Annotated in this window: 13 protein-coding genes; 4 read left to right on the top strand and 9 right to left on the bottom strand. The window is 64.3% G+C overall.

Annotated elements, in window-relative coordinates:
- Nucleotides 1–1,641 (bottom strand): DEAD/DEAH box helicase (locus EOA85_RS14185; RefSeq protein WP_164759651.1); only part of this gene is annotated, 1,641 nt, incomplete at its 3' end.
- Between the two features lie 437 nt (nucleotides 1,642–2,078).
- Here EOA85_RS14185 and EOA85_RS14180 point away from each other — a divergent pair.
- On the top strand, nucleotides 2,079–3,113 hold the full coding sequence (locus EOA85_RS14180; RefSeq protein WP_029349467.1) for an aspartate-semialdehyde dehydrogenase: 1,035 nt from the start codon (nucleotides 2,079–2,081) through the stop codon (nucleotides 3,111–3,113).
- Between the two features lie 265 nt (nucleotides 3,114–3,378).
- Here the strand turns inward: EOA85_RS14180 and EOA85_RS14175 are convergent, their stop codons facing one another.
- Nucleotides 3,379–3,786: an ACT domain-containing protein gene (locus EOA85_RS14175; RefSeq protein WP_127209854.1), complete on the bottom strand. Its 408-nt coding sequence runs from the start codon at nucleotides 3,784–3,786 to the stop codon at nucleotides 3,379–3,381.
- A gap of 155 nt (nucleotides 3,787–3,941) precedes the next feature.
- Between EOA85_RS14175 and EOA85_RS14170 the strand changes: the two genes are divergently transcribed.
- The 3 genes from EOA85_RS14170 (at nucleotide 3,942) to EOA85_RS14160 (ending at nucleotide 5,799) form a co-directional block, all read left to right on the top strand.
- Nucleotides 3,942–4,847 carry a bestrophin family ion channel gene (locus EOA85_RS14170; protein WP_127209853.1) on the top strand — a complete coding sequence of 302 codons (906 nt, stop codon included), beginning with the start codon at nucleotides 3,942–3,944 and terminating at the stop codon, nucleotides 4,845–4,847.
- Between the two features lie 124 nt (nucleotides 4,848–4,971).
- A complete protein-coding gene (locus EOA85_RS14165; protein WP_127209852.1) occupies nucleotides 4,972–5,382 on the top strand; it encodes a DoxX family protein in 411 nt (136 codons plus the stop codon).
- Between the two features lie 153 nt (nucleotides 5,383–5,535).
- The gene (locus EOA85_RS14160; RefSeq protein ID WP_065007301.1) at nucleotides 5,536–5,799 is read left to right on the top strand and encodes a YMGG-like glycine zipper-containing protein; all 264 of its coding nucleotides are present in this window, start codon (nucleotides 5,536–5,538) and stop codon (nucleotides 5,797–5,799) included.
- Nucleotides 5,800–5,867: 68 nt separating this feature from the next.
- Here the strand turns inward: EOA85_RS14160 and rpsP are convergent, their stop codons facing one another.
- From rpsP to EOA85_RS14125, 7 genes are all read right to left on the bottom strand, one after another.
- Nucleotides 5,868–6,269 carry a 30S ribosomal protein S16 gene (rpsP, locus tag EOA85_RS14155; protein WP_027153676.1) on the bottom strand — a complete coding sequence of 134 codons (402 nt, stop codon included), beginning with the start codon at nucleotides 6,267–6,269 and terminating at the stop codon, nucleotides 5,868–5,870.
- Between the two features lie 44 nt (nucleotides 6,270–6,313).
- Complete coding sequence (locus EOA85_RS14150) at nucleotides 6,314–6,640, bottom strand: chorismate mutase (RefSeq protein WP_127209851.1); 327 nt, start codon at nucleotides 6,638–6,640, stop codon at nucleotides 6,314–6,316.
- 7 nt (nucleotides 6,641–6,647) lie between these two features.
- A complete protein-coding gene (gene ffh, locus EOA85_RS14145) occupies nucleotides 6,648–8,264 on the bottom strand; it encodes a signal recognition particle protein (RefSeq protein ID WP_127209850.1) in 1,617 nt (538 codons plus the stop codon).
- 309 nt (nucleotides 8,265–8,573) lie between these two features.
- Complete coding sequence (locus EOA85_RS14140; RefSeq protein ID WP_127209849.1) at nucleotides 8,574–9,539, bottom strand: type II CAAX endopeptidase family protein; 966 nt, start codon at nucleotides 9,537–9,539, stop codon at nucleotides 8,574–8,576.
- A gap of 202 nt (nucleotides 9,540–9,741) precedes the next feature.
- Complete coding sequence (locus EOA85_RS14135; protein WP_127209848.1) at nucleotides 9,742–10,341, bottom strand: DUF1236 domain-containing protein; 600 nt, start codon at nucleotides 10,339–10,341, stop codon at nucleotides 9,742–9,744.
- A gap of 63 nt (nucleotides 10,342–10,404) precedes the next feature.
- A complete protein-coding gene (locus tag EOA85_RS14130; protein ID WP_127209847.1) occupies nucleotides 10,405–11,496 on the bottom strand; it encodes a putative zinc-binding metallopeptidase in 1,092 nt (363 codons plus the stop codon).
- A 100-nt stretch (nucleotides 11,497–11,596) separates the two neighbouring features.
- On the bottom strand, nucleotides 11,597–11,961 hold a 365-nt coding region (locus tag EOA85_RS14125; RefSeq protein WP_164759650.1), incomplete at its 5' end, for an FAD-dependent oxidoreductase.

The raw sequence follows: 11,961 nt of genomic DNA, 5'->3' as shown, positions 1-11,961 counted from the left end.
CTGATAGCCGGCCCGCGACAGGTCGGGCGTGCCGTCCAGCCGCTTCACAGCGATGTTGTTCTGCAGCTTGCGGTCGGGGCCGATCGCCTGGAGAAACCGGTCAGCCCAATCCGCCGCGATCTGCACGAAGGTTTCCTCAGGCTGCATCTTGATGGCACCGATCTCGCGCTTGCTGATCCCGCCGGTCCGGCACAGCATCGGGATCAGCCAGCGCGGCTCGGCATTCTGCCGGCGTCCTACCGACAGAGAGAACCAGACGCTGTCGCCGAAATCGTCGCGGCGGCCGGGCGCCTCGTCCCTGCGCGTAAACTTGTCGCCCGACGGCGTGAACGGCGCGACGTCAAGAAGATCCTCGGGCGCCGAGCGGCTGGAGCGGCACAAGCGCACGAACGCGGCGGCCACCTGTTCGGGGCCGTGCTGCTCGAGAAGCGCATTGATGAAGCCGCGCTCCTCTTCCTTCACCGGTTCGCTGAAGACCGGGTCGGCGAGGATGCGCTCGTCGTCGCGGCGCAGCACGTCGTCGGCCGAAGGCGGGCTTGCCCATGTCGCCGCAAGGCCGGCACTTTGCAGCAGCCGTTCGGTGCGCCTGCGGGCACTGTTGGGCACGATCAGCGCGCTGACACCTTTGCGTCCCGCCCGTCCCGTCCGCCCGCTTCGGTGCAGCAGCGTCTCCGGATTGGTCGGCAGGTCGGCATGGATCACCAGTTCAAGGTTGGGCAGGTCGATGCCGCGTGCCGCCACGTCGGTGGCGATGCAGACCTTGGCGCGGCCGTCGCGCATCGCCTGCAGCGCGTGGCTGCGCTCGTTCTGACTCAACTCGCCCGAAAGCGCCACGACGGAAAAGTTGCGGTTGTTGAAGCGCGCGGTCAGGTGATTGACGGCGGCGCGCGTGTTGCAGAACACCAGTGCGTTCTTCGCCTCGTAATAGCGCAGCACGTTGATGATGGCGTTTTCCCGATCGGGCTGAGCTACGCTCAGCGCCCGGTATTCGATGTCGAGATGCTGCTTCTCCTCGCCGGAGGCCGAGATGCGCACCGCATCGCGCTGGTAGCCTTTGGCCAGCGTGGCAATGGCGCGCGGCACGGTAGCCGAAAACATCAGCGTGCGGCGCTCGGCAGGGGCGGCGTCGAGGATGAATTCGAGATCCTCACGAAAGCCGAGATCGAGCATCTCGTCGGCCTCGTCGAGCACCACTGCCTTCAGTTCAGACATGTTGAGCGAATTGCGGGTGATGTGGTCGCGCAGCCGGCCGGGCGTGCCAACAACGATATGGGCGCCGCGCTCCAGCACGCGCCGTTCGGTGCGCATGTCCATGCCACCGACGCAGGACGCTATCGCTGCGCCGGTCGGTTCGTAGAGCCATTCGAGCTCGCGCGTCACCTGCAAAGCGAGCTCCCGCGTAGGCGCGATGGCCAGCGCCAGCGGTGCTGCGGCATGGAAAAAGCGCTCCGCGCCGTCGAGAAGAGTCGGCGCCAGAGCCAGCCCGAAGGCAACGGTCTTGCCAGAGCCGGTCTGCGCCGAAACCAGCGCATCGGCCTGCCCGAGCTCGAGAACCGCCTTCTGCACCGGCGTCAGCTCGACATAGCCGCGTTTTTCCAGCGCCTTTGCAAGCGCGGGGTCAATAGCTTCGAAATTGGACATATGCTTCTTTCGGAATTCGGATTCTTTTATGCCCCGCAATGGGTCATCCGTCGGCGAGGGCCAGAAGCGCCACGAGCCAAACGATCCAATCGTTCGTACTTCGCGCCGCCGCCATTGTACAGGGCAAGCCGCCTCGCCGGGTTGCGATTGACTCTTTGCGCAAACCGCGTAAAAGCCGGCACCGAACGGGATAGTTTCGATGCGCGGCCTTTTGATGGCGCTTCTTGCATTCGACCTCCCCGGCCGCAATGCGAACCATTGGGCCGGGCGTGTCGGCGCGTCTCCTAGTTCCAGCAAAACTACGGCTAAAACGACCACTAAAACGGTCTGATTCCCTTGGCCTAACCACCCCTCTCCCGGGTCCGGCCCGGGGGTTGAAACCCGCATCGGTCGGCGGGTTTTCTCCAAAAACCGAGCGGAGAGGACAGGAGATTTCGATGAGTTTCAAGGTTGCAATCGTCGGCGCCACGGGCAATGTGGGCAGGGAAATGCTCAACATACTGGAAGAGCGCGGCTTTCCGGTGAGCGAGGTGGTGGCGCTGGCCTCGCGGCGCAGCCAGGGCACGGAAGTGTCGTTCGGCGACCGCACACTGAAGGTCAGGGCGCTCGACCAATTTGATTTTTCCGACACCGACATCTGCATCATGTCGGCCGGCGGCAACGTCTCGAAGGAATGGTCGCCGAAGATCGGCAAGCAGGGCTGCGTCGTCATCGATAATTCGTCGGCCTTCCGCTACGATCAGGACGTGCCGCTGATCGTGCCGGAGGTGAACCCGGACGCGATTTCGCTGTTCACGCGCAAGAACATCATCGCCAATCCGAACTGCTCGACGGCGCAACTGGTCGTGGCGCTAAAGCCACTGCACGACTTGGCCACCATCAAACGCGTCGTCGTCGCCACCTACCAGTCGGTATCCGGCGCCGGCAAGGAAGGCATGGACGAATTGTTCACGCAGACGCGGGCCGTGTTCGTCGCCGACCAGGTCGACGTCAAGAAATTCACCAAGCGCATTGCCTTCAACGTCATCCCGCATATCGACGTCTTCCTCGACGACGGCTTCACCAAGGAAGAGTGGAAGATGGTCGCCGAGACCAAGAAGATGCTCGATCCCAAGATCAAGCTGACGGCGACCTGCGTGCGCGTGCCGGTGTTCATTGGCCATTCGGAAGCCGTCAACATCGAGTTCGAAAAGCCGATCACCGCCGACGAGGCGCGCGAGATCCTGCGCGAAGCGCCGGGCTGCCAGGTTCTCGACAAGCGTGAGGACGGCGGCTACATCACGCCGCTGGACTCGGCCGGCGAAGATGCCACATTCATTTCGCGCATCCGCGAGGATTCGACCGTCGACAACGGCCTGTCGATGTGGATTGTCTCCGACAATCTGCGCAAGGGCGCGGCACTCAACGCGGTGCAGATCGCGGAGCTGCTGATCGAGCGCGGGCTGATCCAGCCGAAGAAAAAGGCGGCATAGTTATCGCTCACGGGCCGTTTCGCCGCTGCCGCGGTGGGCCCTCCGCGGGGGCGCCGGACAACGGCCCGCAGTCGCGGGCGCGGCCTTCGGCAATTAGCTTCCTTCTCCCCCTTCACGGGGGTGAGAAGTGGTCCGTGAAGCGGACGGAAAGCTAATGCTTGGCTTTCCGAACGAAGAACGCCCCCTGGCGTAGCGAAGGGCCGGGATTCCGGCAGGGGGATGAGGGGCAGCACAGGCGCCTCAAGTAGGCAGCAAGGCGCCTGCGTCACAGCCGGCTCTCCTCCGCTAGCTTTTCCAGCAGCTCCATCGCCTCCTCCGCCCGGTCGGCGGGCACGAACAAATGGTCGTGGTAGAAGGCCGAGACCGGATTGACCCCCATGCCGGCGGCGGCCAGACGCGCGGTGATGGCGGCGAGGAAGCCGACCGCCTCCAGCGACGAATGGATGTTCAGCGTCACCATCCGGCAGCGGAAGACGGCCGCCAGGCCAGCGGCCTTGGCTTCCTCCTCTAGCGCGATCACCGTCGTGCCCTCGCGCTCGCGAAACAGCATCACCGTCTCGAGGCTGTCCGGCACGGGCGCATCGGGCGGCAGTGTGGCGAAGACATGGATGCCGGGACGCAATTCCGGCGTCATCGTTGCCAGCAGTTTCTTCAGATCGGTCTCGCCGGCCATCGATTGCTTCCGAATGCCTTGCGGATTTTCGATAACGTGCTCGGCCCCAGCCGGCAAGGCGACGCCGCCATGTCGCTGACGGCTGGGCTTATGCGCGTATTGCATCGCACAATGGAACCGATCAGGATCATTGCCGGTCCGTGAAAGGGGTTTCGATGATCGTTCGCCCGCGCCCGGGATTCTTGCATCTGTTCTTCATCATGCGCGGCTCGGTGGTGCCGCGCATCCTGCCGCAGATCTTCGGCTTCGGTGTCTATGGCGCGCTGGTGGTGCTGGCGGTCGGGGCGTTGAAGCTCGACTTCGGCGATGCCGGCCCCGCGCCGTTTGCCTTACTCGGTGTGGCGCTGTCGATCTATCTCGGTTTCCGCAACAATGCCGCCTATGACCGCTGGTGGGAAGCGCGCAAGCTGTGGGGCCAGCTTGTCTTCGACATTCGCAATCTGGCGCGCGCCAGCACCGGGCTGATCGAAGATCGCATCGAACTGCGCGGGATGTTGATGGAGGCGATCGCCTTCTGCCACTTCTTGCGCGGCCTGCTTCGGCGGGAGGACGCAACATCGGACGCACGAGCGTTCATCGGCGAAGAGGCCGAAAGTGCCGCCAAGCTGGCCAACCCGCCCGACGCCATGGTGCGGCGGATGGGCGAGCGAGCCGCCGCGCTGTACAGGGCCGGCTCGATCGACGTCATGGGGTACCGCATCCTCGACGAGCGCCTGTCGCAAATCGCCGCAGCGCAGGCCGGTTGCGAGCGCATCATGGGAACACCGCTTCCGTTTGCCTACACGCTGCTCCTGCAGCGCACCGCCTATATCTTCTGCCTGCTGCTGCCGTTTGGGCTCGCCTCGACTGCCGGCTGGGCGACGCCGCTGTTCACGGCGCTGATCGCCTACACCTTCTTCGGCCTCGACGCGCTCTCGGAGGAACTCGAGGACCCGTTCGGCACCGAGGCCAACGACCTCGCCCTCGACGGCCTGTGCCGCGTTTGTGAAATCTCGGTGTTCGAGGCGCTCGGCGAGGCGCCGCCAAAAATGATCCCCGCCGAAAAATACTATTTCTCCTAGGGTTTGTTCCCAAGCTCCTGGCAGCGCCGTGCGCTCAAAAGGCCGTAGGCGTGTCGGATCGCCGCCTCACGCCGCGTCCTTGGTTCGAGCCTCCCCAAGAGGGCTCGAAACAACCGGAGGACCAATGACCATGTCTCAAACAGCATCCGTCACGCCGGGCGCGCTGTGGACCGGGCGAGGGCTCAGCGCCCTCATCGTGCTGTTCATGATCTTCGACGGCGTCATCAAGCTGCCGCCGCTCGATATCGTTACCCAGACCATGGTGCAGCTCGGCTGGCCGGCCGATCCCAATGCCTCGCGCATGCTCGGCATCATCGGACTGGTCTCGACCGCGCTCTATGCGGTGCCGCGCACCTCGGTGCTCGGCGCCATCCTGCTCACCGCCTACCTCGGTGGCGCCATCGCGACGCATATACGTATCGGCAGCCCGCTGTTTTCGCACACACTGTTCGGCGTCTATCTCGGTTTCATCTTGTGGGGCGGCCTTTTCCTGCGCAATCCCAGGGTGCGCGCGCTGATCCCGTTCAGCCGATAGTGGCGGCTTCAAAAGCCGTTCGGTGGCGGTCGCGTCGCCGGAGAGGGCGCGGTCTGCCGCCGCCCTTCTCCTTTGTCTTCGGATCAAATCGCCTGGTTGCGAGTTAGAAGATGTGGCGGCGAGGACGGAAAAACCCGTTTGAGAGGAACGACAATGAAGAAACTGGTAGTCCTGATGATACTGGCAACCTCGCTCGCAGCCTGTTCCCGAACCGAACAGGGCGCGGCGGTCGGTGGCTTGGGTGGCGCTGCTGTCGGCGCTGCAGTGGCCGATGACGACGTTGAAGGGGCGGTGATCGGTGGTGCTGTCGGCGCCCTCGCCGGCGCACTGATCGGTCGTGCTACCGAACCCGGACGGTGCCGCTATCGCGGTCGCGATGGGCGCGTCTACATCGCCCGCTGCCCTGAAGGCTATTGATCATAAGTCGGACGGAACAGCAAAACGGCGGACAAAGCGCCCGCCGTTCATAGGGGATAGAAAGCGAATTATTCGGCGGTCGCGGCTTCCGCCTCGGCCGGCGCGGCTGCCGCGGCGGCAACAGCGGCGGCTGCATCGTCCTGCGCCTTCTTCAGAAGTGCGGCGCGTTCCTGCGCCTTCTTGCCGGGCTCGGCCTTCTTTGGATTGGAGCGGGCCTCACGCTTGGCAATGCCGGCCTCGTCGAGGAAGCGCAGCACGCGGTCGGTCGGCTGGGCCCCGTGCGAGAGCCAATGCTTGACGCGGTCGGCGTCGACCTTGACGCGCTCGCCATCCTTGGGCAGCAGCGGGTTCCACGAGCCGAGCGACTCGATGAAACGGCCGTCGCGCGGCGAACGGGCGTCGGCGACGACGACGTGGTAATATGGGCGCTTCTTCGAGCCCGCACGGGCCAGCCGGATTTTCAATGGCATTTCTCTTCTCCTAAAACTCTGATTTTCGGGTTTACGGCTGGTCCTCAGCCGGTTTTCGCTACGCCGTTGGATGCGGCGATCTGCTCATGATGTCGGATCACTTCGCGGACAACGAAGTTCAGGAATTTCTCCGCGAAATCCGGGTCGAGATGGGCATCCTTCGCCAGTTGGCGAAGGCGGGCGATCTGCTGCTGCTCGCGTGCCGGATCGGCCGGCGGCAGGCCATGCGACGCCTTCAGCTCGCCGACCGCCTTGGTGCAGCGGAAACGCTCCGCCAGCATGTAGATGAGCGCTGCGTCGATGTTGTCGATCGAGGAGCGGTAGTCGACCAGCGCCGCACGTGCGTCGGCCATGTCCTTTTCTTCGTTCATGGCGCCCTCACTTCTTCTTGCCAAGGCCGGGAAGCCCGCCACCGCCCAAGCCAGGAAGCTTCATGCCGCCGGGCAGCCCAGGCAGGCCGCCACCCCCACTGGGAAGGCCACCGGGCAGGCCCTTCATGCCGAGACCGGCCGCCTGTGCCTGCTTCTGCAAGGCTTCGAGCTGCTTGGGGTCCATCTTGGACAGATCCGGCATGCCGCCGCCCATCATGCCGCCCGGGCCACCCATGCCTCCCATACCCCCTGGCATCATGCCGCCGAGGCCCATCTTCTGCGCCAGCCCGCCCATCATGCCGCGCATCAGGCCACCGCCTTTGCCCTTGCCACCCATCGCCTTCATCATGTCGGCCATGCCGCGGTGCATCTTCAGGAGCTTGTTGATCTCGGCCGCATCGGTGCCGGAGCCGGCGGCGATGCGCTTCTTGCGCGAGTGTTTCAGAATATCGGGGTTGGCGCGCTCGGCCTTGGTCATCGATGATATGATGGCGAGCTGGCGGCCGAACATCTTGTCGTCGAGACCGGCGGCGGCCATCTGGTCCTTCATCTTGCCCATGCCCGGCATCATCCCCATGATGCCGCCCATGCCGCCCATCTTCGACATCTGCTGAAGCTGGCCGGCAAGATCGTTCAGGTCGAATTTGCCCGACTGCATCTTCTTGGCCATCGCCGCCGCCTGCTCGGCGTCGATGTTTTCGGCAGCCTTTTCGACGAGGCTGATGATGTCGCCCATGCCGAGGATGCGGTCGGCGATGCGCTTGGGATGGAATTCCTCCAGCCCGTCCATTTTCTCGCCGGTGCCGATCAGCTTGATCGGCTTGCCGGTGACGGCGCGCATGGAAAGTGCTGCACCACCACGGCCATCACCGTCCATGCGGGTCAGCACCAGCCCGGTGATGCCGACGCGCTCATCGAAGCTTTTCGCCAGATTGACGGCGTCCTGGCCGGTCAGCGAATCGGCGACCAAAAGAATTTCGTGCGGCGACGACACCTTCTTGATGTCGGCCATCTCGACCATCAGCGGCTCGTCGATATGGGTGCGGCCGGCGGTGTCGAGGATGACGACGTCATGGCCGCCGAGCTTTGCCGCCTGCACGGCGCGGCGGGCGATGTCGACCGGCGTCTGGCCCTCGACGATCGGCAGCGTGGCGACCTTGACCTGTTCGCCGAGCTGACGGAGCTGCTCCTGCGCGGCGGGACGCCGCGTGTCGAGCGAGGCCATCAGAACCTTCTTGTTCTGACGTTCGTTGAGGCGGTTGGCGATCTTGGCCGATGTCGTGGTCTTGCCGGAACCCTGCAGGCCGACCATCATGATGACGACCGGAGCCGGTGCATTGAGGTCGATGGCGACGCCCTCGGCGCCCAGCATCTCGACCAGCTCGTCATGGACGATCTTGACGACCATCTGCCCGGGCTTGATCGACTTCAGCACAGCGGCGCCGACGGCCTTCTCGCGTACCTTGCCGGTGAAGGAACGCACCACTTCCAGCGCAACGTCGGCCTCGAGCAGCGCACGGCGCACCTCGCGCAGCGCCGCGGAGACATCGGCCTCGGACAGGGCACCGCGGCCGGTGAGGCCGTTCAGGATCGAACCAAGGCGCTCTTGCAGCGATTCAAACATTCTTTTTCCTTTTCCCTGGCACCCGGATGATGCCCGAGAAGTAATGCGTTCGCGCCCAGTATCCAAGTAAAGCCCAAAGCCAAAAAGCACCCGGGGGCGCACAGCGCTGCCGGATGTTGGCCTCCAGGATCGATTTACAGCACGACACCTCAAAGAGGCTTCGGCGTCCCGGTCGGCTTGCTCGGAGGGATACTCGTCGCGGAATTCGCGGCGTGTAGACAGGAAATCGGCCGCGGAGTCAAGGCGCGGGGCCGAATACGCTGAACCGGGCCGGTTCGGTTTATGGCAGCACCACCGGCATGATGCGCGTCAGCTTGGGCCGCCGGGGTACGAAATATCCGGCTCGACCTTCAGCGGCGAGCGCTGATGCAGCAGCAGCAGAACAGTCAACAGGCTGCAGCCGATGCCGATTGCCGCGATGAGGACGGCATCAAGCGTCGTCCAGCCGGGGCCTTCGAGCGGCCTGGCGTTGAACAGGGCGAAGGAATTGTAGCTCTGCTGATGCGAAATCAGCAGGAAACCGGCGAGATTGTTGCCGAGATGAGCGCCGAAGGCCGCGCCGAGATTGCCGGTGGCATAGACCACAAGCGTCAGGAGCAGCGCAAAAGCGGCGATCGAGGCCAGCACACAGGCATTGACGGCGGCCGTCGAGCTTGGGCTCCAATGCATCGAAGTGAATAGAAGTCCTGGCAGCAGCGCCCAGATGAAGGGGTTTTGAAACCGGTTGGCCAGGCCCCTGAGAAGATAGCCGCGAAACAGCACCTCTTCGGACGAGGTCTGCAGCAAGGTCAGCGCACCAATCGGGATCAGGAACAGCAGCCAAGACGACAGACCGATCGCGCCGCGCGCAATCTCGGGCTGCAGGAGATAGAGCAGGATCTCGGAGAGCAGCGATGTGATCAACACCGCGGCCAATCCCCTAAGAAATCCTGAGCGCGAAACGCGGCGGCTGGTGCCGATCAGCGCCATCAGCGGCTCGCGATGGACCCAGCGCATGGCAGCCCACAGGCCGAGCCAGATCCCGGCAAAGGAGGCGAGCGCGGCGAGGATCCCGGCGGGCGAGGCCATGAAATTCTGCACCGCCCCTCCTTCCATCGGCGCGCCGGACGATGCCTGCCAGATAACAAAAACATAGGCGCCGCCGAACAGCACGACGACGGTTGTCGCGACCCAGAACAGGACGACGATCGCCGTTCCGAGCAGGAGCCGCGGCAGGGTCGTCTTGGCGTTGGGGGAGCGCCGGTAGCGCTCGAACGCGACAGGGTCTGATATCACGCGGGTTCCTTGCCTGATGCATCGGGTCGCATGATCTAGAGCATCGGCCCTAAAAGTGGAACCGGTTTTGGGAAATCCAATCTTCGAACAGAAGGCTGGAACGGCGGGCACGCCGCTCCAGCACGAAGCTCAGGTTAACGATATCGGACAGAGGCGGCCGCCGTCGGCTCGCGCCGGGCGGCCGCCTGATTGCTCGCTGATGTCAGCGCTCGACGTACATGATGCGTCGGGTGCCGGGATCGACCAGTGCCGGCTGACCGTTCACATAGACATAGCGGTAGTCGTAGTCCGGAATCTCGCGCAACTCGACGGTATCGGGCAAGGTCGCGCCGGTAACCACCTCGCCCTCGAGATAGACCGGGTCGACCCGGTTGGTCTCGATGTAGGTGCGGACCTCGGCCGGAGGCCGCCTGATCGGCTCGATCGGCTCGCCAGCGACGATCGCTCCGGTATAGACGTCGGGATCGTCGACGTCGGCGGGCGCTTCGACGATGGTAATGTCTGCGTCGGCCGGGCGCCGGGTCAGGACGACCTCGTTGCCGCCGAAATCGGCCGTCACATAGTCGGAATAAATCCAGCCCTGGCCATTGGCCTCGGCTATGGTGCACCACTTGCTGTTTTGGATGCAGCCATCAAGCGTTGCCGACTGGCCGGCGGCGAGCACGCCGATGACCGGGTATTGCGGGCCGGGGCCGGCTCGAATGTTGAGATCGGCGACAGCCGAGACAGCGGTATCGGCCAAGGCTGTACCCGACATCGCGACAAGCGCTCCGGCGACAGCAGGAAACAGTATGCGGTTCATGGTTTCGCTCCGTTTTGATGGTCCCTCACGAACGAAAACGAAACAGGGCTTCATGCGTTCCGGCTAAAACGCCTCGGCCGGCTCACGTTTTGTTCCGGTTTCTTTCACGTCAGCCAGCAGTTCATGGACGAAGGCCAGCTTCCGTGCGGTCACCTCCGAGATGATAAAGGGATAAAGGTCCGGCAGGCCCATGCAGCGGTTGATCGAGTTGGACGCTTCCGACAGCACCAGCCAGCGGGCCAGGATCTTTTCGAACGGTTCGGGAACGGCGGCAGGTTCCGACGGCGCCGGTTGCAGTTCGCCGCCGGTGTCGCTGCGCGACAGCTCGTTGGCCTCTACCGTTTCCAGTCGGCCGAGCGGGAAATTCAGTGCATGCACCATCTCCAGCGTATCGGTGATGTGCAGGTGGTGTGCCCATGTCTCGGCCCAGTCCTCCCAGGGATGAGACGTGGCATAGGCGGAAATGTGGTCCTGCTGCCAGTCGGGCGCAGCACCTTCGGCATGGTAGGTCTTCAGCGCCTGCTCGTAATCGATGCGCTCGTCGCCGAACAATGCGCGGAAGGCGGCAAGCCGTTGCGGGTCGTCGCGGATCAGGCGGTCCCAGTAATAGTGGCCGAGCTCGTGGCGGAAATGCCCGAGCAACGTACGGTAGTTCTCGCCCATCTCGACGCGCCGTCTTTCGCGCTCGGCCGAGTCCGCCTCGGCGACATTCAGTGTGATCAGGCCGTTGTCATGGCCGGTCAGGATGCGCGCGCCCCCTGGGCCGCCGATCGGATCGGCGAGGAAGTCGAAGGCCAGGCCGGCCTCGTCGCCGGCGTTCAGCTTGGGCACGACCGGCAGTCCGGCGGCGAGCAGCGAATAGATTGCCCGCTTCTTAGCCGCTTCGACGCGGATCCAACGACGGCGGTTGCCATCGACCGAAAGGTCCGGGATCAGCTGGTTCAGCTCGCAGGCGCGGCAGAAGGCATGGCCGGGTTCCGCCATCCAGTTGCAGGCGCACTCGTCGGCATTGGTGCACTGGAAAACGCCGCCGGCGCCTAACAACACGAAGCGCGCATGCCCGGGATCGTACAGCACGGGGCTGGCGCAGTTCAGGCACTGGGCGTTCTCGAAATAGAGGCGGTGGCCGCAATGCGGGCAAGCGAAGAGCTTCATCCCAATCTCAAATCATCAGGTCTCAAATCATCAGGTCCGGATATAGTGCGGAGCGGCATATCGCCCAAACGCCTGTCGGCGGCCGGCGTTCCTGCTAATGCTATTTTGCCGCAAGCTGGGCGGCGACCGTTCTCGCCACCGCCTCGCCCGACAGCCTGGCGCCGCCGCAGGTCTGCATCAGCGGACCGGCCAGATGCTCGCCGGCGAAGAAGATTTTTTCCGCCACCGGCTGCATCAGCGTGGCGCGCGCCTGCGAACGGCCGGGGCGGGCCGCCGCATAGGCGCCGCGCACGAACCGCTCGCCGCCCCAATTGGTCATCATGGCGCGCCCGACATGTTTTCGCACGTCCCCGCCGAATATGGCGCACAGCCGGTCGACGACGAAGTCGACGCCCGCCGCCTCGCCCGCCGCCGACATCTCCCAGGCGAAATCGCCGCCGACGAAGCCGACCATCAGGTCGAGGT

It is taken from the genome of Mesorhizobium sp. M5C.F.Ca.IN.020.29.1.1 (assembly GCF_003997375.1).
Taxonomy (GTDB): domain Bacteria; phylum Pseudomonadota; class Alphaproteobacteria; order Rhizobiales; family Rhizobiaceae; genus Mesorhizobium; species Mesorhizobium wenxiniae.
Note: the sequence above shows the minus strand (reverse complement) of the source record. Positions and strands in the feature narration are given on the sequence as shown.

Coding starts and splice junctions, on each gene's coding strand:
- EOA85_RS14180 (WP_029349467.1), top strand. CDS start 2,079: ATGAGTTTCAAGGTTGCAATCGTCGGCGCCACGGGCAATGTGGGCAGG.
- EOA85_RS14175 (WP_127209854.1), bottom strand. CDS start 3,786: ATGGCCGGCGAGACCGATCTGAAGAAACTGCTGGCAACGATGACGCCG.
- EOA85_RS14170 (WP_127209853.1), top strand. CDS start 3,942: ATGATCGTTCGCCCGCGCCCGGGATTCTTGCATCTGTTCTTCATCATG.
- EOA85_RS14165 (WP_127209852.1), top strand. CDS start 4,972: ATGACCATGTCTCAAACAGCATCCGTCACGCCGGGCGCGCTGTGGACC.
- EOA85_RS14160 (WP_065007301.1), top strand. CDS start 5,536: ATGAAGAAACTGGTAGTCCTGATGATACTGGCAACCTCGCTCGCAGCC.
- rpsP (WP_027153676.1), bottom strand. CDS start 6,269: ATGCCATTGAAAATCCGGCTGGCCCGTGCGGGCTCGAAGAAGCGCCCA.
- EOA85_RS14150 (WP_127209851.1), bottom strand. CDS start 6,640: ATGAACGAAGAAAAGGACATGGCCGACGCACGTGCGGCGCTGGTCGAC.
- ffh (WP_127209850.1), bottom strand. CDS start 8,264: ATGTTTGAATCGCTGCAAGAGCGCCTTGGTTCGATCCTGAACGGCCTC.
- EOA85_RS14135 (WP_127209848.1), bottom strand. CDS start 10,341: ATGAACCGCATACTGTTTCCTGCTGTCGCCGGAGCGCTTGTCGCGATG.
- EOA85_RS14130 (WP_127209847.1), bottom strand. CDS start 11,496: ATGAAGCTCTTCGCTTGCCCGCATTGCGGCCACCGCCTCTATTTCGAG.